The 24,097-nt window shown below is 34.8% G+C and carries 24 protein-coding genes; 17 read left to right on the plus strand and 7 right to left on the minus strand.

Annotation, left to right across the window (positions count from 1 at the left end; genetic code table 11):
* The first annotated feature begins 82 nt into the window (after positions 1-82).
* From J0J69_RS00660 to J0J69_RS00700, 9 genes are all read left to right on the plus strand, one after another.
* On the plus strand, positions 83-2,107 hold the full coding sequence (locus tag J0J69_RS00660; RefSeq protein WP_055242600.1) for a peptide ABC transporter substrate-binding protein: 2,025 nt from the start codon (positions 83-85) through the stop codon (positions 2,105-2,107).
* Positions 2,108-2,219: 112 nt separating this feature from the next.
* On the plus strand, positions 2,220-3,776 hold the full coding sequence (locus J0J69_RS00665) for an ABC-F family ATP-binding cassette domain-containing protein (protein WP_212725509.1): 1,557 nt from the start codon (positions 2,220-2,222) through the stop codon (positions 3,774-3,776).
* Between the two features lie 340 nt (positions 3,777-4,116).
* Positions 4,117-4,509 (plus strand): hypothetical protein, encoded by a 393-nt coding sequence (locus J0J69_RS00670; protein WP_055305686.1) that lies wholly within the window; start codon positions 4,117-4,119, stop codon positions 4,507-4,509.
* A gap of 105 nt (positions 4,510-4,614) precedes the next feature.
* The gene (locus J0J69_RS00675) at positions 4,615-5,469 is read left to right on the plus strand and encodes a hypothetical protein (RefSeq protein ID WP_212725508.1); all 855 of its coding nucleotides are present in this window, start codon (positions 4,615-4,617) and stop codon (positions 5,467-5,469) included.
* A 232-nt stretch (positions 5,470-5,701) separates the two neighbouring features.
* Positions 5,702-7,993, plus strand: a complete 2,292-nt coding sequence (locus tag J0J69_RS00680) for an ATP-dependent DNA helicase (protein ID WP_212725507.1) — start codon at positions 5,702-5,704, stop codon at positions 7,991-7,993.
* A gap of 139 nt (positions 7,994-8,132) precedes the next feature.
* On the plus strand, positions 8,133-8,582 hold the full coding sequence (locus J0J69_RS00685) for a MarR family winged helix-turn-helix transcriptional regulator (protein ID WP_212725506.1): 450 nt from the start codon (positions 8,133-8,135) through the stop codon (positions 8,580-8,582).
* Between the two features lie 4 nt (positions 8,583-8,586).
* Positions 8,587-10,317: an ABC transporter ATP-binding protein gene (locus tag J0J69_RS00690; RefSeq protein ID WP_212725505.1), complete on the plus strand. Its 1,731-nt coding sequence runs from the start codon at positions 8,587-8,589 to the stop codon at positions 10,315-10,317.
* On the plus strand, positions 10,310-12,112 hold the full coding sequence (locus tag J0J69_RS00695; RefSeq protein ID WP_055305681.1) for an ABC transporter ATP-binding protein: 1,803 nt from the start codon (positions 10,310-10,312) through the stop codon (positions 12,110-12,112). The genes J0J69_RS00690 and J0J69_RS00695 overlap by 8 nt, the downstream gene beginning before the upstream one ends.
* A gap of 184 nt (positions 12,113-12,296) precedes the next feature.
* Entirely contained in the window at positions 12,297-12,836 is a 540-nt protein-coding gene (locus J0J69_RS00700) for a sugar transferase (RefSeq protein WP_055242616.1), read from the plus strand.
* 25 nt (positions 12,837-12,861) lie between these two features.
* On the opposite strand, the gene pepT is transcribed toward J0J69_RS00700, so the two are convergent.
* Complete coding sequence (gene pepT / locus J0J69_RS00705) at positions 12,862-14,082, minus strand: peptidase T (protein WP_055242618.1); 1,221 nt, start codon at positions 14,080-14,082, stop codon at positions 12,862-12,864.
* A gap of 206 nt (positions 14,083-14,288) precedes the next feature.
* Between pepT and lepB the strand changes: the two genes are divergently transcribed.
* On the plus strand, positions 14,289-14,789 hold the full coding sequence (gene lepB / locus J0J69_RS00710; protein WP_055242621.1) for a signal peptidase I: 501 nt from the start codon (positions 14,289-14,291) through the stop codon (positions 14,787-14,789).
* Between the two features lie 12 nt (positions 14,790-14,801).
* Positions 14,802-15,698 (plus strand): RluA family pseudouridine synthase, encoded by an 897-nt coding sequence (locus J0J69_RS00715; protein WP_212724535.1) that lies wholly within the window; start codon positions 14,802-14,804, stop codon positions 15,696-15,698.
* 82 nt (positions 15,699-15,780) lie between these two features.
* Here J0J69_RS00715 and J0J69_RS00720 read toward each other — a convergent pair whose 3' ends face one another.
* Positions 15,781-16,179 (minus strand): cytidine deaminase family protein, encoded by a 399-nt coding sequence (locus tag J0J69_RS00720; RefSeq protein WP_082417945.1) that lies wholly within the window; start codon positions 16,177-16,179, stop codon positions 15,781-15,783.
* 231 nt (positions 16,180-16,410) lie between these two features.
* Between J0J69_RS00720 and J0J69_RS00725 the strand changes: the two genes are divergently transcribed.
* Complete coding sequence (locus J0J69_RS00725) at positions 16,411-17,031, plus strand: hypothetical protein (protein WP_212724534.1); 621 nt, start codon at positions 16,411-16,413, stop codon at positions 17,029-17,031.
* On the opposite strand, the gene J0J69_RS00730 is transcribed toward J0J69_RS00725, so the two are convergent.
* A complete protein-coding gene (locus tag J0J69_RS00730) occupies positions 17,028-17,672 on the minus strand; it encodes a restriction endonuclease (protein ID WP_055276293.1) in 645 nt (214 codons plus the stop codon). The genes J0J69_RS00725 and J0J69_RS00730 overlap by 4 nt on opposite strands.
* A gap of 108 nt (positions 17,673-17,780) precedes the next feature.
* Positions 17,781-17,972 carry a hypothetical protein gene (locus tag J0J69_RS00735; protein WP_055242630.1) on the minus strand — a complete coding sequence of 64 codons (192 nt, stop codon included), beginning with the start codon at positions 17,970-17,972 and terminating at the stop codon, positions 17,781-17,783.
* A gap of 428 nt (positions 17,973-18,400) precedes the next feature.
* Here J0J69_RS00735 and J0J69_RS00740 point away from each other — a divergent pair, with 428 nt between their 5' ends.
* From J0J69_RS00740 to J0J69_RS00750, 3 genes are all read left to right on the plus strand, one after another.
* Positions 18,401-18,538: a hypothetical protein gene (locus J0J69_RS00740; RefSeq protein WP_156344121.1), complete on the plus strand. Its 138-nt coding sequence runs from the start codon at positions 18,401-18,403 to the stop codon at positions 18,536-18,538.
* A 172-nt stretch (positions 18,539-18,710) separates the two neighbouring features.
* The gene (locus tag J0J69_RS00745) at positions 18,711-19,706 is read left to right on the plus strand and encodes a sigma-70 family RNA polymerase sigma factor (RefSeq protein WP_055276295.1); all 996 of its coding nucleotides are present in this window, start codon (positions 18,711-18,713) and stop codon (positions 19,704-19,706) included.
* Positions 19,707-19,895: 189 nt separating this feature from the next.
* A complete protein-coding gene (locus tag J0J69_RS00750) occupies positions 19,896-20,609 on the plus strand; it encodes a pirin family protein (RefSeq protein WP_055276297.1) in 714 nt (237 codons plus the stop codon).
* A 129-nt stretch (positions 20,610-20,738) separates the two neighbouring features.
* Here J0J69_RS00750 and J0J69_RS00755 read toward each other — a convergent pair whose 3' ends face one another.
* Together J0J69_RS00755 and J0J69_RS00760 are read right to left on the minus strand one after the other, a co-directional pair.
* Entirely contained in the window at positions 20,739-21,161 is a 423-nt protein-coding gene (locus J0J69_RS00755; protein WP_055276299.1) for a spore coat protein, read from the minus strand.
* 47 nt (positions 21,162-21,208) lie between these two features.
* A complete protein-coding gene (locus tag J0J69_RS00760; RefSeq protein WP_212724532.1) occupies positions 21,209-21,604 on the minus strand; it encodes a spore coat protein in 396 nt (131 codons plus the stop codon).
* 268 nt (positions 21,605-21,872) lie between these two features.
* Between J0J69_RS00760 and galE the strand changes: the two genes are divergently transcribed.
* Together galE and J0J69_RS00770 are read left to right on the plus strand one after the other, a co-directional pair.
* Entirely contained in the window at positions 21,873-22,886 is a 1,014-nt protein-coding gene (gene galE, locus J0J69_RS00765; protein ID WP_055242642.1) for a UDP-glucose 4-epimerase GalE, read from the plus strand.
* A 51-nt stretch (positions 22,887-22,937) separates the two neighbouring features.
* Complete coding sequence (locus J0J69_RS00770) at positions 22,938-23,387, plus strand: VanZ family protein (protein ID WP_055242643.1); 450 nt, start codon at positions 22,938-22,940, stop codon at positions 23,385-23,387.
* A 16-nt stretch (positions 23,388-23,403) separates the two neighbouring features.
* Here J0J69_RS00770 and J0J69_RS00775 read toward each other — a convergent pair whose 3' ends face one another.
* Complete coding sequence (locus J0J69_RS00775) at positions 23,404-23,889, minus strand: hypothetical protein (protein WP_212724531.1); 486 nt, start codon at positions 23,887-23,889, stop codon at positions 23,404-23,406.
* Between the last annotated feature and the right edge of the window lie 208 nt (positions 23,890-24,097).

Below are 24,097 nucleotides of genomic sequence, written 5' to 3' on the forward strand. Positions count from 1 at the left end.
AATATGTATGTCTCATGAAAAATGTAGAAAAATAAGAGTAGCCATTTGGCTACTTTTATTTTTGATAGGATCGGGTGATGTGATGAGACGCATAGGATTAATAGGTTTATTATTAGTCAGTATCTGTTTAGCTGGTATCGTGAGACCAGTACAGGCTCAACAAGAAGATCGTCAAGAACATGATTATGTTGGATTTTATGGCATGGATCCAGAAACCTTTGATTATTTATATACTTATAAAACCGTGGATTCTTTACATTTTGCTAACTTTATTGATGGGTTGCTTGAACATGATACGTATGGAAATTTAGTGGGTGCGATGGCAACGCATTGGGAAGGGAATGAAGATTCAACGATTTGGCGATTTGATCTTCGCCAAGGGGTCTATTGGTATACAGATGAAGGTGAAGAATACGCTGAGGTGACGGCTCAAGATTTTGTCACAGGCCTTCAACATGCGGCCGATTTTCAATCGCAGACGCTTTATCTCGTTCAATCGGTCATTAAAAATTTAGACGCTTATGTGAATGGAGAGATTCCGTTTAGTGAAGTCGGGGTGAAGGCGGTGGACAAGTATACACTGGAGTATCAGTTGAATCAACCGACGCCTTATTTTCCAACCATGACGACTTATTCTATTTTGTTGCCTGTTAACCAAAGTTTTTTAGAATCAAAAGGATTAGGATGTAAATTAGGAGAACCAGAATATTCGAGTTGCCAGTTTGGTGTCGCTAAGCCAGAATCCATTTTATATAATGGAGCCTATTTTCTAAAAAACTTTACTTCAAAATCAATTATTGAATATGAAGCTAACCCAAATTATTGGGACCGTGATTCCGTTTATATTCCAAATGTGAAGTTGATTTATTGTCAGCAAGCGGATCCGACGACTTTATTTTTAGCCTTTGATCGTGGAGAAATTGTTTCTGCCCCATTAGATGTGAATAATCCTCCACTGGTTAAAAGTGCGAGAGAAAAGTATGGGGATTCTATTTTTGTCACCGATACTAATGGGTCTGTGGCGTTTGTAACTTTTGTCTTTAATCGCCAACAGTATCATTCGCCATTAGATAGCCGTCAAGATGTTTCCCCAAAAACCAATCAGCAAAAAGCGGATACGAAAGCAGCCATTTTAAATACTTCATTTCGTCGAGCGATTATGCGGGCGATTGATACAGAATCAATCAATATGCAAGTGGTAGGGGAAGAGCTAAAAAAAATTTCATTAAGAAATACATTAACTCAGCCGACGTTCGTTCAAACGAGTGATGGTGATTGTTATGGTAAGTTAGTGAGTGACTCGTTGAAGGGACTAAATCCGGTATTATACTCTAAACAGCTGAGCTTAGACGATGGACAGATGGCATTTTTTAATCCAGAACAGGCGAAAGAGCAATTAGCAATTGCTAAACAAGAATTGATAGCACAAGGTGTGACATTTCCCATTTATTTAGATGTGATTATAAATAGTGAAAGTGACGGAAGTTTCCGAAGTGCGCAAGCTTTAAAACAAAGTATTGAACAACATTTAGAGGGGGAGGTTTTAATTAATTTAATTATGAGCTCTCGTGAAAATTTATTAGCTTCTAAGACAGCTGAATTAGTCAATACTGATCTGGTCTTTTCAGCGGGATGGTCGCCTGATTATGGCGATCCTAAAAGTTATTTAGATATTTTAGATCCGGATAATGGCGATTTATTAAAAAGCTTTGGATTGAATCGATCAGCGATTCAGAGTCAGGAAGAAAAAGAGTTAAAGGAACAAATCGGTCTGTATGTTTTTAAAGAATTAAAAGAAGCAGCAAATTTAGAGGTTCGTGATATGGATAAGCGTTATGAACGCTATGCTGATGCTGAGGCCTATGCTCTTGATCAAGCGTATTTTATTCCTCTTTATGCCTCAGGTGGAAGCTATGCTGTCTCTCGAATTATTCCTTATACGAAGTCTTATAGTCCGTATGGATTATCACCGATGAAATTTAAACGAATGCAACTCAGTGACAGGATTGTAACGCTTGAAGAACGAAACAAACGTTATGAAAAATGGTCAACGGTTCGTCAAGAACAGTTGAAATCAAAATCCATCAATGGTGCTGTTGAAAATTAACAGATGAAAAATATGAAAATTTTCTTTTCATTAATTAAAATGTTAGATATAATCGAAGAAGAAAAATTTCAATCGACATGAAGAGACTTCATGTTTGAAAGGAGAGCCATTAATGAGTGTTTTAAACGTTACAAACTTAAGTCATGGGTTTGGGGATCGTGCTATTTTTGAAAATGTATCATTCCGTTTATTAAAAGGAGAGCATGTTGGATTAATCGGAGCCAATGGTGAAGGAAAATCAACATTTATGAATATTATTACTGGAAAATTATTACCAGATGAAGGGAAAGTTGAATGGTCACGTAATGTGCGCGTTGGTTATTTAGATCAGCATGTGTCATTACAAGAAGGAATGACGATTCGTGATGTCTTAAAAACGGCATTCCAATATTTATTTGATATGGAAGCAAAAATTAATGATTTATATATGAAAATGGCCGAGGTTGATCCAGAAGAAATGGATGCTTTATTAGAAGAAGTCGGTGTCCTTCAAGACATCTTATCAAACAACGACTTCTATGTCATTGATGCCAAAGTAGAAGAGGTAGCTAAAGGTTTAGGATTACAAGATATCGGATTAGATCGTGACGTGACGGAGTTAAGTGGAGGGCAACGTTCGAAAGTTTTACTTGCGAAATTATTACTTGAAAAGCCAGATATCTTATTATTAGATGAGCCGACAAACCACTTAGATGAGGCTCATATTACTTGGTTAACACGTTACTTACAAGAATACGAAAATGCCTTTATTTTAATTTCACATGATATCCCATTCTTAAATAGTGTCATCAATTTAATTTATCATATGGCAAATCAAGAGTTAAACCGTTATGTAGGAGATTATGATAACTTTGTTCGTATTTACGAAGCGAAAAAAGCACAATTAGAATCTGCTTATAAAAAACAACAACAAGAAATTGCTGATTTAAAAGATTTCGTGGCTCGTAACAAAGCTCGTGTTTCTACACGTAACATGGCCATGTCACGTCAAAAGAAATTAGATAAAATGGAAATCATTGAGTTAGCAGCTGAGCGTCCAAAACCAGAATTCAACTTCAAGATGGCTCGTACGTCAGGACGTTATATCTTTGAAACAAAAGATTTAGTGATTGGGTACAATGAACCATTATCGGCACCATTAAATTTAACAATGGAACGAGGACAAAAAATTGCGATTTGTGGAGCGAACGGAATTGGGAAAACAACGTTATTACGTAGTATCTTAGGTGAAATTCCTGCAATCTCAGGATCGGTTGAATTAGGTGAACATTTACATATCGGATACTTTGAGCAAGAAATCAAAGGTGGAAAAGATAAAACATGTTTACAAGAGTTCTGGGATGAGTTCCCACACTTAACACAAGGGGAAGCTCGTGCCGCTTTAGCTAAGTGTGGATTAACAACGAAACATATCGAAAGTAAAGTAATGGTTTTAAGTGGGGGAGAACAAGCGAAAGTTCGCCTTGCTAAATTAATTAACCGTGAAACAAATGTCTTAATTCTCGATGAGCCAACGAATCACTTAGATGTGGATGCAAAAGATGAATTAAAACGTGCCTTAAAAGAATATAAAGGAAGTGTCTTACTGATTTCCCATGAGCCTGAATTCTATCGCGATGTCGTGACAGATATTTGGGACGGAGAAAAATGGACGACTCGTTTAGTATAAAGTGAAAAAATGCGACCTTGTTAGGAGGTCGCATTTTTTGATAGAGTTAAGTTAACGACATCATGTCAAAAAGATAACGTTCTTATTGATTAAGATCGAATCATTAATTTGGGATGAAATGATATAAAGGTGATGGGTGGATCACTGATTAAAAGATAAAGCAAGGAATTTGATCTAGAGAATTATTTCCAAGATAGACTAGGCTCACTCGTTTGAAAATAGTCTAAAATATTAATTGAACATAATAGCCGACCACATGAATTAATGATCGATTTGAGGTGTATATTTTTATTTAATGTCTCTTATAATGAATTAGATGAATAAAAGTTGAGGGATAGCTATGAAAATAAGAATCAAACGAAAAGGGAATAAAATTTGGGTTCACTCGAGTATTTGTATTGTTTTAGGAGTCGGGGTTATTGGAGGGATTTGTTATAAACGGAGGCGTCAGAAATCCGTTGACTTGATGAAGGAAGTGGCGCTTTCTCTTTTTAATAATACGATTAATGAGAGAATGAGTCCGATAAAAAATGGTCAGTTAGAATGGCACATTGAGATTAAGAAAATTCAAGTGATATCGGGAAATATAGAAGAGTTTATCGTTAAAATTGATTATGATTTAAATTTAATAGATGACCTAGAGTGTGAATATCAAACAGAACATTGGATGATGAGGATTAAACGAGGTGAAAATAAGGGATATGAAGTCGTTGAACAAGGAGAAGAGTTGTAAAGGGATGATTGAAGATTGCTTAAAACAGAATGCATATGGTCAAATGTTTGAAAATGTGATATAATGTAAAAAAATGACAATAAATGTTGTTCTGGAGGGTAGCGGATGAAAAAGGGAGAGTTATACTATGTAAATGAAGTACACCGAGAACTAGAACGTGAAGATTTATTAAAAATAATTAAACAGGAGTTAAAGAAAAATCCCCATATTATTTCTGTTTTCTATAGTGACTTGATTGAAGGGTCCTCAGAGTTAGATCTTCATTTAAATCTTGTCGTTCAACCAGCATTTTATAAAGAGACATTACAACATAAGCGTGCTATTGCTTCGACTTTTGGGAAAGTCTTCTTTTTTGAGGAAGATATGAAGCAACAAAACACAATAATTGTCCATTATGAAAGTCTATTGAAAGTCTTCGTCACATTCCATGATGTGAAAGAGATACAACCATCGATTGATTATAAGAAGATTATGATTGTTGATGATCCGTATGGGATCATGACCTATGTGTCTGAAGAGTCGAAAAATCTAGAGTATGCCTTAAGCTTCGAGGATTTAGATAGTTGGCGCACAAAGTTTTTCTCAAATTATTATGAATTTCATCGAAGTGTTTATGTTGATGAATCTTATAAGGCGAGACATTGTTTAAATGTCATGCGTTGGTTAGTTGCAACGATGTGGATGATTCAAGAGGGGAATAAACCAAATGTTTATTTAGATTGGTCACATATGGAGGGAAGTAAATCTGTTTTAAAATTAGAACAACAAAACAAATTAAAACAATGGGCATTTAGTCCATCGATTAAAGAGTTAGAAGAGGTTTTAAAATCGATTGTCGAAGAATTTTATCAGTTACATGAAGAATTTTGTAGAAAATTACACTTAGCTGAAGAACAGGATTATGTTTATCGTATTTTATCTCGCGCGAAACAATTCGGTTCAATTCAACCAGCGGTTTAAATGAAACGTCTCAGAGGGAATATTCCTTTTGAGACGTTTTTATCTGCTAGTTGATAACTGGAAGGATTATCATCTAGGAGTAGAGGAATAAAAAGTGTTATGATGGTAAAAAGGATAAATAGATAAGAATCAATTTTGAGTGTTAGCTTTTGCTTATGATGGTTTAAGAGGTTAACATTGACAGGGAAATGTTAAATATTTATCTGCTTTTATATAGAAATTTGGTGAAATGATGATTATTCGTAAAGGAATCAAAGAAGTCGTTAGTTACGTATATCAGCAAGGCGATTTAAATTTAGAATATTTTCAAGCGAATCGTGCGCAGTATGGAACAGAGGTTCATCAAGTCATCCAAGATCAATATTTAGATGAAGAGTGTGAAGTTTATTTAGAACATATTTTATCATTAGATGAACATGAGATTCATTTAAGTGGTCGAATGGATTTATTACTAGAGAGAGATGGAAGATGGATTGTTGGAGAAATTAAATCAACGACACGCAAGCTAGAAGTAATTGAAGAGAATGATCGACCAGCTCATTATGCTCAAGCCAAGATGTATGCTTATTTACTATTATGTCAGCATTTAGACTGGGAAGAAATAACGGTTCGATTGATCTATTGCGATTTAGAGGGCATTAATCAACGTTGTTTTGATCAAATATATACGAAAGAAATGTTAGAACCGTTTGTTCAAGAAACGTTACGTATTTACTTGGATTGGTACTTGATTTTATTACGTTCGATGGAGTTAAAATTAAAAACAGCTAAAACCTTACAGTTTCCATTTGGAGATTTTCGAGCTTATCAACGAGAATTATCAGGGGCGGTTTATCAATGTGTTAAACAAAAGAAACGACTCTTATTACGAGCTCCAACAGGGATTGGCAAGACAATGGGAACTATTTTTCCAAGCATCAAAGCCTTAACAGAACATGAACAAAAAATCTTTTATTTAACTGCTAAAACGATTGGCCGTAGCGTGGCAGAAAAAGCCTTTGATACTTGCTTAGCCAATGGATGGCAAGCAAAAGTGACAACGATTACGGCAAAAGAGAAAATTTGTTTAATGGATGAAGTAAAATGCGATCCAAGCTATTGTTCTTATGCTAAAGGTTATTTTGATCGAATTAACGAAGCAACTAAAGATCTATTTGAGTCAGAACAACTGTTTAATCGTGATCGAATCGTGAGTTATGCTAAAAAGCACAGCGTCTGTCCATTTGAGTATTCGTTGGCAATGGCGTCGATTAGCGATGCCGTGATTGGAGATTATAACTACATGTTTGATCCACGTGCTTACCTCCGTCGCTTTTTTGATGAGCCGTCACCCCATATTGCCTTAATTGACGAGGCACATAATTTATATGATCGAGCTTGCGACATGTATAGTGCTTCCTTAACTAAGGCGCCGATTCAAGAGCTGAAACGTTTATTTAAAGACCGGCATAAACCATTAGCAAAGGTATTAGGGGCTTTGAATTTGAAATTTATTGAGTGTCGTCATGAACTTGAAGAAAAGAAAGTTTATGATTTATTTAAAGATGATGTCGATAAAACTTTTTTAACAAAGATTCAATCTCTTCTTGAGGTGTTGGAAAAATATTTATATCAGTATCCTGAAACTGAATATAAACCCCAATTAATGAATCTATATTTTGATTGCCATCAATTTTTACGAATTTCTGATTTTTATAATGAAAGTTTTCGCGTTCGTTATGAACGGTCTGGAATTGAAGTCAAGGTGAGTCTGATATGTTTAAATCCAAGCCTTTATTTAAGTGAAAAAATGGAGCGAGTTCGATCAAGTATTTTATTTTCAGCGACCTTACATCCACTGAGCTATTATCATACTGTCTTACTTCATGATGAGGAGTGTGAGCAAATCTTTTTACCGTCTCCTTTTGAGCGCGAGCATTTGGATTTATATGTCCATCATGGTATTTCAACGAAGTATAAGCAGCGGGATCAAACGCTTGCCCCCCTGATTTCAACAATTTATCAAGTAACTAGAAACCAGCAGGGGAATTATCTTGTATTCTTTCCATCGTATCAATATCTAGAGATGGTGTATGAGGCGTATAAAGAATTAATAGACGATGAGCAACGTTTATTAAAACAAGGGCGTGAGATGGATGAGTCAGCTCGTGAAGCCTTTTTAGATTCATTCCAAGCCAATTCTAGTGAAACTTTGGTGGCATTTGCTGTTTTAGGTGGTGTTTTTAGTGAAGGGATTGACCTTATTGGAAATCGACTGATCGGTTCTATTATTGTTGGGGTTGGACTTCCTCAAATTAATCCTTTGACTGAACAGCGTCGACTTTATTTTGAAGAAGCTTTTAAGAAGGGATATTTATATGCCTATCTTTATCCTGGGTTTAATAAGGTGATGCAAGCAGTGGGACGTGTGATTCGAACAGAAGAGGATAAAGGCGTTGTGATTATGATTGATGAACGTTATATTGAACCCACGTATTTATCACTCTTTCCTTATGAATGGCAACATGCAAAGTTTTTAAAATAATCGTCACGACTAAAGACAGAGCTACGGCTCTGTTTTTATGTTTTAGTTTAGACTCATTGACTTTTATTTGTGAATATGGTAATTATTTAGATATCTAAAGATTTGATATCTAACTATTTAAAAGAAAAGGAGGGATAACATGAAAGGAAAACTAGATGATAGTGCATCAAAATCATTGCATCGTGCGTTTATTCGGACATCAAAGATGCACCGAAAAGTTTGCCAACATCGATTTCAAGAATTAGGATTGACAGAGGGGCAACCTAAAGTTTTAGATTATTTACATCATCATAATGGATGTTCACAAAAAGATTTGGCCAAGCATTGTCATATTCAACCGGCCACTGCCACGAGTTTATTAAGTCATTTAGAAAGAAGTGGATTAATTTATCGTGAAGCAAATCAAGAGGATCGTCGAATTACGAATGTCTTTTTAACGGAGACTGGATTTGAAGCCCAAAAACAGGTGAAACAAACCTTTTGTGAAATTGATGAGTGTTGTTTTGTAGGATTTACAAAAGAGGAAAGAGAAGAAGTCCTTGGTTACCTGAACCGAATGTATGAAAATTTAAAGAGAAGGGAGAGTTAATAGGATGTTTAAATTATTAAAATATTTAAAGGGGCCAGCTATTTTTTATGCCATTTTGGCACCTATTTTGATGTTGCTAGAGGTTGCGATGGATTTAACCTTGCCAACCATGTTATCAAACATTGTAGATATTGGAATTGCTAATAGTGATATTAATTATGTGTTGACTGCAGGTGCAAAGATGATTCTATTTGCCTTTTTAGGGTTAATTGGAGGAGTGGGATGCTCTATTTTTTCAACTATTGCGGCAGTCAATTTAGGGCAAAATTTACGTGATGGATTATTCGCTAAAATTCAGTCTCTTTCATTTTTAGAATTAGATCATTTTAAAACGTCATCATTAATTACACGTTTAACAAATGATATTACTCAAGTTCAAACGATGGTGATGATGGGACTTCGTATTTTAGTTCGTGCGCCGTTACTTTGTATCGGTGGATTATGGATGGCCTACCGATTAAGTCAACGCTTATCCATTGTGTTTGTAATTATGATTCCAATTATTTTAATTTTTGTTGCAATCGTGATGTCAAAATCTTTCCCGTTATTTAAAACGATGCAAGAAAAAATTGATAAAGTGAACAATGTGATGCGTGAAAACTTATTAGGAGTTCGTGTCATTAAAGCATTCACCATGGAGCATAAACAACGCGATCGCTTTAATGAGGCGAATGATGATTTAATGAGTCAAAGTATTCGTGCACAAAAAATTATGATTATTTTAAATCCAGTCGTCATGTTATTGGTTAACTTTAGTGTCATTGGTGTGTTGTGGTATGGAGGCTATTTAGTTCAAGATAGCTTACTTGAAACGGGTAAAATCATGGCCTTTATTAATTATTTAACACAAATTATGATGTCTATGATGATGGTGATCATGATTTCGATGAATTTCTCACGTGCAAAAGCATCAGCTGATCGTATCAATGAAGTGTTTGCCACAAATTCAAGTATTCAAGAAAATGAAAAAACAGCTGAATTAACAAACTATGACATCGAATTTAAAAATGTTTCATTTAAGTATCATGAGCATAGTGAAGAAGTATTAAAAGATATTTCCTTTAAGATTAAGCAAGGCAATCAAGTCGGAATTATTGGTGGAACTGGATCGGGGAAAAGTTCATTAGTCAATTTAATTCCACGTCTTTATGATGTCAGCGAAGGGGAAGTCTTAATTGGTGGTCAAAATGTTAAAACATTAAGCCTGAGTGAGTTAAGAGATAAGATTGGAGTTGTTTTACAAGAAAGTATTTTATTCTCAGGAACGATTGCTTCAAACTTTAAATTTGGTTACCATGAGGCGACTCAAGATGAGTTAGATGATGCTGCAAAAGATGCTCAGGCAATGGAGTTTATCCAGGCGAAAGAAGATGGTTATGAAACAGTCGTTGAACAACGTGGAAAGAACTTATCAGGTGGACAGAAACAACGTGTTTCGATTGCAAGAACATTAATTCGTGATCCTAAAATTTTAATTTTAGATGATTCATCAAGTGCACTAGATATGGCAACCGAAAGTAAGTTGCAACGAGCCATTAAAGAGCGTATGAAAGAGAGTACGGTTATTATGATTGCGCAACGTATTTCAGCAGTGATGGATGCCGATCAGATTATTGTGTTAGATCAAGGTGAGATTTCAGGAATTGGAACTCATGAGGAATTATTAAAAACAAATGAAATCTATCGTAGTATTGCGATTTCACAATTAGGGGAGGAGGCTGTCAACCATGAGTAGACCGATGGGACCAGGACCAGGTGGACCAGGACCTGGTGGACGTTTTCACAAAGCTGAGAAGTTAAAAAATCCAAAATCAACTATTAAACGATTACTGGCTTATATGAGTCATAAAGTCTATGCTTTGATTATTGTGTTTATTTTATGTATTATTTCAACGATTGTCAGTGTTTTAGCCACAAACTATTATGGAAGCATCATTGATGATTATATTGTACCCGGTGATTTATCAGGGCTAAAAACAATCTGTATCTTTATCGGGTTGATTTACTTAATTAGTGTCATTGCCACTTACATTCAAAACTTAATTATGATTAAGTTATCTCAAGAAACAACGGCAGAAATTCGTCGTCAATTATTTAATAGCATGCAAAAGCTACCACTTCGCTTTTTTGATACACATTCAAGTGGTGACTTAATGAGTCGTTTAACGAATGATGTCGATAATATTAATATGACATTGTCTCAAAGTATTACTCAAATGTTTTCAGGTATTATTACGATCATTGGGATGCTGATTGCCATGATTGTTTTAAGTCCAACACTAACAGTCGTAGGATTATTAACGACACCATTGATGTTTTTAACGTCACGTTTTTTAGTGAAAAAAACACAGCCTTTCTTTATTAAACAACAACAAGATTTAGGAAGTCTCAATGGTTATATTGAAGAGATTGTTTCGGGACAAAAAGCGGTATTGTTATTCTCACAAGAGGAGGAAGTTGAGAAGGAGTTTGGAAAGATTAACCGCCGTTTAACAAAAAGTGCAATTATGGCGCAGGCTTTATCAGGATTCATGGGACCAGTGAATAACTTTATTAATAACCTTACTTTCTTGTTAGTGGCTGTTGTTGGTGGTGTTTTAGCTCTTACAACAACGAGTATTACAGTTGGAAATATTTTTGTGTTTATCTTATATATGAGAAACTTTACACGTCCAATCAATGAGATTTTAAATATTTTTAATACGGTTCAATCTGCATTAGCAGGAGCAGAACGTGTATTTGAGATTATGGATGAAACACCAGAAACAGATCGAGAAGGTGCTCATGATGTTGAGAAATTAGACGGGGATGTCATTTTAAATCATGTTAAGTTCTCGTATGATACAGGAAAAACAATTTTAAAAGATGCATGTATTCATGCGCGTCGAGGAGAAACAGTTGCCATTGTGGGACCAACAGGTGCAGGAAAAACGACGATTATTAACTTATTAACAAAGTTTTATGATATCGATTCGGGTGAAATTTTAATCGATGGTGAAAATATTGATCAAATTACTCGTGGAAGTTTAAGACGTAGTATTTCAATGGTCTTACAAGATACGTATTTATTCTCAGAAACGGTTCGTGAAAACATCCGTTATGGTCGTTTAGATGCAAGTGATGAAGAAGTTATCCAGGCTGCTAAAATGGCGAATGCCCATAAGTTCATTATGCAGTTACCGGATGGCTATGATACGGTTTTATCGGATAATGGAAGTAATTTATCTCAAGGACAACGACAATTACTAGCAATTGCGCGTGCCGTATTATCACAAGCTTCTATTTTAATTTTAGATGAGGCAACATCGTCGATTGATACGCGAACAGAAGTTGAAATTCAAAAAGCAATGCTTCGTTTAATGGAAGGTAAGACAACCTTTGTGATTGCGCATCGTTTAAGTACGATTCGTAATGCTGATCAAATTTTGGTCTTAAATCAAGGAGAAATCATTGAACAAGGAAATCATGAAACATTACTAGCAATCGATGGTTTTTATGCTAATTTATATAATAGTCAATTTAGACAGTAAAAAAACAATCCATTAGGTAAACTAATGGATTGTTTTACTAATTTGAACAGAAGCTTAGTTAGGGCATATAGTAGTAGTAGAAGTTTCCACGAAAATAAGATAGTAAGAAAAAGTGAAAGGGTTCATAATTAAGCTTGAAATAAAGGGGGAATTTCACAACTCCATTGAAAAAGGGGGCGAAATGATGAAGCGAATGATGGATATCATGATTTCTTTTTTAATGTTGACTGTCTTATCACCCATCTATTTATTGATTGGAATCTTAGTCTTTTTTGATTTAGGTTGGCCAGTCATTTATAAGCAGCGATATCCAGGACTAAATCAAAAACTATTTACTTTGTATCGATTCAAAACAATGAATGAATCCCGAGATAAGCAAGGGAACTTATTATCACCGGAACAACGTCTAACAAAATTGGGACGTTTTTTAAAAAGCTATCATTTACAGCATCTTCCAGAGTTTTATAATGTCTTAATTGGAGATATGAGTTTAGTTGGTCCTAGACCAGTTTTGATTCGCTCCATTCCTTCGAGAAATCGACGATACATGAAATGTCATTCTATTCGTCCTGGAATGACAGGGTGGAGTCAAATTCATAGTCAACAAAACCTAACCTGGGAGGAGAAGTTTATTTTAGATGTATACTACATTGAACATCAAAGCATATGGTTTGATATAAAGATTATTTGCAAAAGCTTGATTTTGTTATTGATTCGACAATGAAAAAAAGCTAGTTTTGACTAGCTTTTTATTTTGCGGCTAATTCAGCAATTTTAACGATGACGCTAACAGCCTTTTCCATTGATGGAACTGGAATATATTCAAATTTACCGTGGAAGTTATGCCCACCTGTGAAAAGATTTGGTGTTGGAAGGCCCATGAAGGATAATTTAGATCCATCCGTTCCTCCTCGAACCGGAATAATTAAAGGTTCCACTCCAACTTCTACAAATGCTTGTTTTGCTAACTCAACAATGTGCATTTTATCTTCAATTTGAAGGCGCATATTATAGTATTGATCGCGCATATCAAGTTCAACCGTATTAGATGGATATTTTTGATTAAATTCTTTTACTAAATCTTCAACAAATTGTTTGCGTGAGTTAAAACGTTCGGTATCAAAGTCACGAATGATTAAATTTAGATAAGCTTCTTCGCAATGTCCTGAAATATCTGTTAAGTGATAGAATCCTTCATAATGTTCCGTATGTTGTGGGGTTTCAAGACGTGGGAACATGCTCGCAATTTCAGTGGCAATTAAACCAGCATTAATCATTTTGTTTTTGGCATCTCCCGGATGAACGCTTTTTCCGTGAACTGTAATTTTAGCTCCTGCAGCATTGAATGATTCATATTGTAATTCTCCTAAAATTCCACCATCCACAGTATAAGCAAAGTTGGCACCGAATTTTTCAACTTGGAAGTGATCGGCTCCGCGTCCAATTTCTTCATCGGGTGTAAAAGCAACTTTAATACAGCCATGTTTAATCTCAGGATGTTGTTTCAAATAATCAATCGCTGTCATAATTTCAGCAATTCCCGCTTTATCATCAGCTCCAAGTAATGTTGTTCCATCTGTTGTAATTAACGTTTGACCTACGTATTGATTTAAAGAAGGAAAGTCAGTTGGAGATAAAACGATATTTTTTTCTTTATTTAAAACAATATCTCCTCCCGCATAGTCAACGACTTGTGGGTTTACATTTGTGCCGCTAAAGTCTGGACTGGTATCCATATGTGAGATGAAAGCAATCACAGGAACATCATGTTCAACATTTCCTGGTAATGTCGCATAGATATAGCCATTTTCATCTTTTTCAATTTCAGTTAATCCTAATTCATGTAACTCTTCAATTAAGATATCACCAAAGAGTAGCTGTGATTCAGTCGAAGGTGTTGTTAGTGATTCAGGATTTGATTTTGTATCATAGGTAACATAGTTTAAGAAACGATCCATAACAGTTTTCATAAATAAGCCCTCCAATAATGATTCAATTTAGTATGTGCTCTTCACTTTAAATTATGTATATTTTACCATGAATTCATAAATAATATAATGAATGATGGGGTGTTTTAAGTGAATTTAGTTCACATTTTAAAGGTTGTATGTAAGGGAGGAGTCATTATGTTATAATAGAAAAAGAAAAGGATTAGTAGTAGAGGAGGTCGTTTGAGGTGGGGAAGGAAGAGAATACGTTTTTAGATGATGTAGTTGAAGTGGGAGCTAGTTTACTCGTGGGTTATGTTATTTCTCGCTTTGTTCGTCTTGCATTAGCACGGGGACAATCAATGGTGCCAACAATCAAGAATAACCAACCCATTATTTTAGATTGTCGAGCCTATCATCGAGGTGAACCTAAACGTCATGATTTAGTAGCTTTTAGAGCTCATCAAAAAAATCAACATAAATTTTTTTTAAAGCGTGTCATCGGTTTACCGAATGAACATGTTTTGGTGGAGGATGGAAGGGTCTATATTAATGGCATTTTACTAGAGGAACCTTACATTAACGAGCCGATGAAACGACATCCTAAAATTGATTTAATCGTGGAAGAAGGACACCTTTTTGTCATGGGGGACAATCGAAATCATAGCTTAGATTCACGCTCCCCTTCATTAGGCTTAATTAGAATTAAGGAAGATGTTGTTGGAGTGGTCAAGCAATTTAGAAAGTAACGTGGTGGTAACATGAAAGTAACTCGCGAAAATGAGCAATTAGTATTTATGATAGAAAAGGAACAAGCGAATCAAACCATTCGTGAGTTTTTGCAAAATTATCATTTATCACGAAAGAAAATCCATGAATTATATATGGATAAAAAAGTGACGTTAAATGGAGAAGGAACAAATTTTAATGAGCAACTTCAAGTAGGAGATCAACTATCGATTCCTGTTTTTGAAGCCGAAGAAATTGATTTTCACCCACAAAAGATGAAGTTAGATATTGTTTATGAAGACGATCATTTGTTGATTATTAATAAGCCAGCAGGATTAATGGTACACCCTGACCAAAAGAATGGAAGGGATACTTTAGTCAATGGAGTGGCTCATTATTATCAAGAAAAAGGAATCTCTCATCGAGTTCGATACATTCATCGATTAGACACGGATACAAGTGGTGGGATTATTTTTGCAAAACATTATCTAGCGCATAGCTTAATGGATTATTGGCTATCAGAGAAAAAAATTAGACGTTGGTATTTAGCTTTAGTGATGGGAAGATTAAAAACAAAAAAAGGGAAAATTGACGCTCCAATTGGTAAAGATCGTCATCATAGTGCACGACGACGTGTCGCTAAAAATGGTGATCAGGCGATTACTTTTTATCAATTAAAAAAACAATTTAAAAACTATGCCTTAGTGGAATTAGAATTGAAAACCGGACGAACACATCAAATTCGTGTTCATATGAGTCACTTGGGCCATCCATTGCTTGGAGATGTCTTATATGGAGGTGTTGCAAAAGTTGGACCACTTAAGCGACAAGCCCTTCATTCTTCACGTATTGAAATGACTCATCCCATAACAAAGGAGCTATTAGAAATTACGGTTCCATTGCCAACGGATATGCAAAAGTTTATTTAAAAACAATTCAACTCGTAAGTGATGACTTGCGAGTTTTTGTTTTTATAGAGTAAAGATTTTAAAAAAAAATGTCCGAAGACATTTAGTCGATTTCGGACATTTTTGCTTCACGCCAATCATAGGGAAGCAGCTCTTTTAATTTCATTGATTTTTTTCGATTAATGAGTACGTCAGCTTCAATGTTTTTATCATTGAGTTGACTGATAAATTCTCGGCAACGACCACAAGGTGGAAGGACATTTCCACGTTTATTAATTGCCACCATTTTAACGACATGACTTTCACCGGCAGTGATCATAGCAGCTGCAGCTGCATGTTCCGCACAAAATCCCATTGAACATTTTGTTTCAATACAAATGCCTGTGTATATCTGACCACTATCTGTTAAAAGAGCAGCAGCGACACTTCCCGCTTCTGCAGCAGAAGAGAGTTGACGAGGGTTTAGAACTTCTGTAGCTTTTAAAATTAAATCTTCGAACATCATATGTCCCTCCTTTAATATGAGAGGTAATTGGGTTTATTATAGTATCAGAAAAACAAAATGAAGTCAATAAATTTCCGATTATGGTGACGAAAAATGTCGAAATCTCAACAAAGTATTGCAGTATAATTAGTGTGTGATACCAATTATGTTTAAAAGAAATAGAATTGAGGATTTTATAAAAGGAGCTAGAATGAAGTAAACTTACTATCGCTACGAGGAGGGAATAAGATGAAAATTGAGTGTTGTGAAGATGAGAGAGTAAATCATCATGTAGGAATTCAAAATCATAACACATCTTTTAGAGTGACAGACTTAAAACAATCGACTCAATATGATTTTGAGATTGTTAATCATCAAAAAGCTATCTTACATACTGATGGAAATGAGTGTCCTCAAGAAGTCATTGAAGAATTTTTATTTTATAGCGGTTTTATTAATCATATTGAAACATTAGAGGGAACCATTATTTATCATCAACCGAAAAAGAAAGTCATGAAAGTCCCATTATTAAACATTCAACCGAGCCAATTATATATTAATGAAGCGAAATTAAATCGCTTATTGACGTGGATTCAAAAACCAGAAGATATTATTATTCCAATCATTGAAGAAGGAAATCAATGGATCTCAATTGATGGACATACTCGACTAAAAGCAGCTGAATTATTGGGATTTAGTGAAATTTATGTTTATTTAGGTGAGTATGAACCCTATATCGATGATTTTGTTTACTTTTGCCAGAAGGAACAAAAGTTTAACATTCGTGATTTACCTATTATTACGAATGAAGCGTATCAAATCAAATGGTGCCTTTTTTGCGAGTCTTATTTTAAAACGAAAGAAATTTAAAGATTGGAACTTTCAATTAAGGTATCAATGAGTTGCTCACCGTTAATTAAGTGGATAGGTTTATCTTCTGAGAAGAGGTAGCAGTCATCTGAAAAGTGTCCGAGTGTGACAAAAACGCCTTGATCGATTTGATTATTTCGCATCATTAAATGAAGCCGATCTAAGTAAGATTGTGGAACAGGATAATCCAGTGCATTTAATAAACAAGAGACTAAAACTTTTTGGTCATCTAGATACATTTCGATATCATAAAAATGTTTATTCATTCGAGGGGTTAAAAAGATTCGCTTAAATCCTTTCATTCGAAATAAATCGGCGACTAGTTCACCAAAATCATAAGGATTCATTGAGGCAACTTGTTGACGAATTGCATTTTTTTTAAGCTTTAATTTTTTTTCTTCGAGGTCAATGAACTGACAATCAGATTTTAAATCACGGTAATAGGAGTAATATTTTAGACAACAAATCACAATGAAAGAGAATAATAAAAAGAGCAGCGTATATTGAGTTGCGCTCCAATGAGTGAAGCTTAAACTTAGGGTATATCGAATTTGTATGAGAAAAAAGACAGATAATAATAACGAACAATAAAAGAAGAACGTCATACGTTGACGTGCTGATTTTAATGATTTCGATGACATCATTTATTCCTCCAATTTATACTTTTACCTTATTATGGATTAAATTAGGGAAGATTATACGATTAAAATGAAAAGGTCCTATCTCTTTAACGGATAGGACGATTGGATTTATCGTTTTAAAAACTGTTCAGTGTTACGACGGTCTTTTGCTGATTGAGTAAAACGTTTGGCTTCAGGTAATGATTTTTTGACTTCAAGACGTGTATCTGGTACATTTCCTGTTCCGAACTCAACATCAGATTTATCTTTAATACTTTGCATAGAGGCATTCATTGGAGATCCCATTTCGTTTTTACCCATTGTTGATTACTCCTTTCAAAATTCCAAATCTAGTGTTGGAATTTTAATATTATTATGTGAGAAAAAAGTGATAATTATAGAGAAAAATTAATATAATCAGAAGGGAAATGGTGTTAAAATGCCGTTAAGTTTTTATGAACAACGAGCAAAGGAATATTTTTTTAATGGTTAAAACACACTTAAACGATATTTACCAAATGTTTTTTTCCGTATGTAAAAAAGGAGGGATGGCTTTTGGATTTAGGCTATTGTCCAGGTCGAGATAGCTTATTTTTAGCATGATAGAGGAATTAAGTGATAGCTGTCGATGATGTCAAAGAACCTGTGACATATGCAAGTGCATGACTGGGACAACCGGTTATTTATTCGTGATTGCATGAACTTGCATTTGGGAACCAATTCGATGCAGTTTAGGTGTGTGATTCGTTATGAAAGGTTCTGATGAAAGAGATGTCATCTATTTGAGATATAAATTGATTTTAAAATCAGAAGGTATCATCTACTTCTCAGTAAAAGAAGCCATTGGAACAGTTATTGAAGATGAACGCTTTTTTTCAATATTATAATGAAGACCAATTGATTGGTTTAATTCATACTTGTTACGGATTAAGTATAGGGTAAATGTGGAAAATAAAAGGTGTTGCAGAATGAGAAGTCGTCAATTGGTTGAATGTCATTATAAAAAACGAGAGTAATAGGATAAGTGAATAAAGTTCGATGAGAGAGAGGGGATATCGAATGAATCATATGGAAGTTGCTAACCGAAAAGAAAGCAATCGTCGAAAGACGAAAGCTAGTCTGAATAACTCAATGAGGGGAGAGGTTAATAGCAAAATGAGTATGGAAAATACGAAATCCACAGTAAGTCCTGTATCAGGGAGTGCACATAACCTATTGATGAGAAAGCATTCAAATGATTATCAGCATAATTTAGAGTATTTAAAGAAATATCGTTTAGAAAATGATGAGTCTGCTCTAGAGTGGTTAATTTTTAATAATACAAACCTCGTACATAAGATTATTGGGCGATATACAAAATTTTATCATCATAAGTTAGATTACGATGATTTATTCTCGGTTGGATTAGAAGGGCTGATGAAAGCCATTGAAAAATTTGACTTCACTTACGATAACAACTTCTCAACGTATGCCACCTATTGGGTGAAACAGGCTGTAACACGAACGATTGCGGATGAAGGATTTACTATCCGAATTCCAGTCCATATGTTTGAATCTATTAATCAAGTGATGAGATATGAGCAAAAAGCAGATCAAGGAAATGAACCGATTGATGTGTCTAATTTATGTGGAGAATTAAATATTCCAATGGAGAAGTATGAAGCAGTTAAACGTGTTCAGACTTATATGTTAAAACCTACTTCATTAAACGGATTTGTTTCAAAGGAAGATGAGGATACTGAGCTTCAAGATTTAATTTCTAATGAAAATGAATTGCTGACTGAAGGCGGTTCACGCATGTATGACAATCCTGAAAAAAAAGCCATGGATGAAGATTTAAAAGCCTATATGGATAAAATGATTTTAAGTTTAAATCCTCGGGAACAGTTTGTGATTACTCACCGTTTTGGACTAAATGGAGCAGAAAAGAAAACATTAGAAGAAATAGGAGCAATTGAAGGGGTCACACGTGAACGAATCCGTCAAATTGAAGCAAAAGCGATGAGAAAGTTACGGACGTTGCTGATTCGATATAAAGAGTACTTAATCAATTAATCCGTCTATTAATAAATTACCCAAAAAGTGATAGTGTAAATGCTATTACTTTTTTTATCAAAAATAGTTGGAATTTATGTATTGAATTGACAGGCGTTAACGAAAGGAATATATGATACAATGAAGAAGGTATGAACTAAAGGGAATGAAAAGGAGAGGGTAGAGAAAGGGAAGGAGAAGTTAGTAGCTATGATTAAAAAGATTGAGAAAAAACAATTAGGAACAGCTTATCATACATGGATTCAAAGTCTATTTCATTTTTCACATACAAACTATCATCAACCCTCAAATACATTTGGAGTCTTACGTGTCATCAATGATGATATTTTACATGCGGGGAGCGGACATGATTTACATAAACATAAAGACGTAGAAATTTTAACTTATATATTAGAAGGCGATTTAACACATACCCCGAGGCAGCATGAGATAAAGACCCTGCATCGAGGGGATCTTTATTACATGAGTGCTGGAGGCGGGATTGACCATGGTGAATTTAATTGGGGCGATACTTCCGTTCGAATGATTCAAATATGGATCAAACCGAATGAAAAAGGATTAACTCCAAATGTTCAATATGCAAGCTTTAATAGTAATCATGCCAAAAACCAATGGCACTTAATTGCTTCCCCCACTGAGACAACGCCTATCACAATCTATCAAGAGGCGTATATCTGGTTAATTGAACTTGAAGCGTTTAAACAAACTCAATTTGATATAAAAAAAGGCCGTCAAGCTTATTTAATTCAATTAGAGGGAAGCTCTATGATTAATGATGAGGAAATGGCCTCAAGAGATGGTATGGAGATTTATGAAGATCGAATTGAGATTAAAACTCATGAACAGTCACAGTTTATTTTAATTGAAATGGCGTTAGCATCAGATAATCACCAAATTGAATAGTGGGCATATACTATAGTGTCGTACTAAAAAACACACGATCAACTGTTTCCTGAGCTGGATTTATCGATCGTGTGTTTTATTATATGATTCAGTCAATCAGTTATACAGAATGAAATGAGACGTTTTGAATTAAATCTCTACAATTTTTGCAGAAATTTTTGCTAATAATTGAATAACAGCTTGAATAACAAGATCAATCTGAATTTGTTGTTGATTGATAATAATATCATCAGAGCATTGAATAGCGATGACTTCTTTTTGTAGTTGTAGAACTTTCAATTGTTGATCTAATCGTTGAAGATCACTGGTGTCAGCATTATCTTGAGCATCAAAGACCGTGATAGCAGCTTCAATAGCAGCCTGTAGTGAAGCTTGAAGAGCGATTAAAGCCTGTGCTTCTTGTTGATTAATAGTAACACCATGGCTTTTTTTAATAACTAAAGTTTGACTTTGTTTTTGAATACCATTCATTTTCATATCTTCTGTCTGATCAACATCTTGTTTATAATGGTCTGGACATTGATATTCAGAATAGTAGCAGTTTGACTTCATAGTAATTCACCTCACTTATATAGCTTCTTTTTATGTAACAAGGTCAATTAAATCTCGACAAATTTTGCTTCAAGTTTTGCAAGAAGTTGGAGTGCGACTTGTATTAAAGCATCCACTTGAAGCTGTTGTTGATTCAATGTAATATCATTACAATCTTTAATGATAATTTTTTGATGTTGCAACTGAGCACCTTTAATTGATTGAATGATTGATTGTAATTCACGAACATCATCGTCGTTATCATCTAAGTCAAATGCGATCAGAAGCACGTCTAGAGCAGCTTGTAAAGCAATTTGAAGGACAATTAATGCTTGAGCCTCAGTTTGATTAATTCGGATTTCGTTAGAATCTTTGATAAAGATTCCTTGAAATTCTGATTGTAACACATCAATACTTGTATCAGCGGATTGTGATTCAGTATCACGGTCATAATAATTAGCCATTTGTTGATCACCTCACTTGTTTTGTATTACATGATATTTTATTCAAACGTGAGTGATTTAAGGAGTGCGCTTGTACCGCTTTAAGTACACATTTTTAAAGATAGTAGCGAAAAAACGGAATACTAGTTTTTTTGATAGGCAAATTATGATAAAATTTAGAGGTCAAATCCTCTTTTAATTAATAGATTTATTGAATGAGTGTCAATTAATTATTTTTTAGGGTAGACTATGAATAAATGAAACTTTTATATAAGAAAGGATGAAACTCATGAAAGTATTAGTCACTGGAGGGGCAGGATATATTGGACGTACCGTTGTATCAGCCTTAGAAGATCATGGACATACACCAATCATTTTAGATTCGTTAGTCACAGGTCGTAAAGAATTTACGGAAGGGAAAATCTTTTACCAAGGAGATATCGCAGATCGCCAAGTTTTAGAAAAAATATTTACTGATCATCCTGAAATCAAGCACTGTATTCACTTTGCAGCATTAATCGTGGTGCCTGATTCAGTCTCAAATCCATATGAATATTACACAGAAAATGTTTCTAAATCGTTAGAGTTATTTAAAAACTTAAATGAATTAGGATGCAAAAATGTTGTATTCTCATCATCAGCTTCATTATATGATGTCGTACCAGGGTTCAAAGTAACTGAATCAGCACCATTAAAACCATCAAGTCCATATGCTCGTACAAAATACATGATGGAAATGATTTTACAAGATTTCTGTCACGCGTATGGGATGCATGGAATTGCACTTCGCTACTTTAATCCAATTGGAGCGGACCCAAAATTACGTTCTGGAGCACACGTTCAGTTCCCATCACACGTTTTAGCTAAATTATTAGAAGCTGCTTCAAGTGAGGAAGCGATCTTTAATATCACAGGAGTGAACTGGCCAACACGCGATGGTTCAGGAATCCGTGATTATATTCATGTTTGGGATTTAGCGATGGCACACGTTAAAGCCATTGAAAACTTTGATCAAGCCTTTGCACGCTCTGAAGATCCATCAAATCCTTACTTAGTCATTAACTTAGGAACAGGAAATGGTGTAACGGTTAAAGAATTAGTGTCTATTTTTGAATCTGTATTAGGTCGTGAAGTCAATAAAGCAGAGACTGAACCACGTCCAGGAGATGTGGCAGGTGCTTATGCAAGCTGTGAACGAGCTAAAAACTTAATTGATTGGGAAGCTAAATACTCAATTGAAGATGGAATTCGTGATGCCTTCCGTTGGGATGAGATTCGTGAAACGATTTTAAATTATAACTAAAAAATTTGCCCCTAACCTCATGGTTAGGGTGATTGAAATTAGGGATGAGAAATGCAACGTAAAATCAAATGGTTAGTTTTATTAGTATGGATGTTGGTCATCTTTTTATTTTCTGCACAGACTGGGGAGCAATCTTCAGAAAGCAGTGGTTTAGTAGAACAATTGCTGTCACTTTTTCCATTTATACCACACCAACTGTTTGGAATAGAATTACAGCTCATCATTCGAAAAGGTGCGCATTTTACTGAATATCTGATTTTGTATGTACTAATATTTAATGTTATAATTGATTATCTTTCATTTAGACGAGTATTATTTTATGCATTATTGGGTGTCTTTTTATACGCTTGTACGGATGAACTTCACCAGGCTTTTGTTCCTGGACGTGCTTGTGCATTTACTGATGTTTTAATTGATACCTCAGGGGGAGCACTTGCCATGGTGTTGATTGCAATGATTAACCAACTTCAAATCATAACAAAAAGGCTTAAAGAAATTTAGTTCTTTGAGCCTTTTACTATTCTGAACTCGCCTCATTTGTTTCACTTAACGAGGCTGCTGCCCCTGGACAACAGGCAATAATTTGATCTTGAAGTTCAGCAATGGTTTGTTTAAGTTCATTAATCTCGTCTCGAAGTTCTTGTTTTTCAATTGCCTCAATTTTGTCTTGACGTCGCTCGTCGAGCTGTTGTAAATAAAATCCTTGCTCAGCAATATATTCAATATTAGTTGCAATAACCTCTAAAAAGTTTCCGATAGCCTCTTGTTCCTCTGGGTGTTTAGCTTCCATCGCAATAAAGATAGCAATGATATAACCAAGCGTCACAAGGGAGTAAGGATCAAGTGAGAGTAAAAAGGGGAGAAATTGAGGGCATTCAGGTGGTACTCGGTCTTCAGCGGAAATTTTTTGTCCAGTTTGTCCTAGTCCCTCATCAATATTACCTTCATCGAAAAAAGGAGAAGGTGAAGGGGGCGGTGGAGGTGGTGAAAAGGCTTGACGCATGGAAATCCCCCTTTGAGATGATACTTACCGTTGGTATAGGTAATCAACCTATTATATATTTATGTCAAAAAAAGAGTAGTGTTATCTCAAATCGATGGATTTGTTTACTTATTTATAAAAATCGATGATTGAGATAGAGCCCTATAGCGCTTACATCGATATTACTTGCTTTAAAATTTTGAGTACTAGTTAAATATTTACAATATAT

It is taken from the genome of Turicibacter bilis (genome assembly GCF_024499055.1).
GTDB lineage: Bacteria > Bacillota_I > Bacilli_A > MOL361 > Turicibacteraceae > Turicibacter > Turicibacter bilis.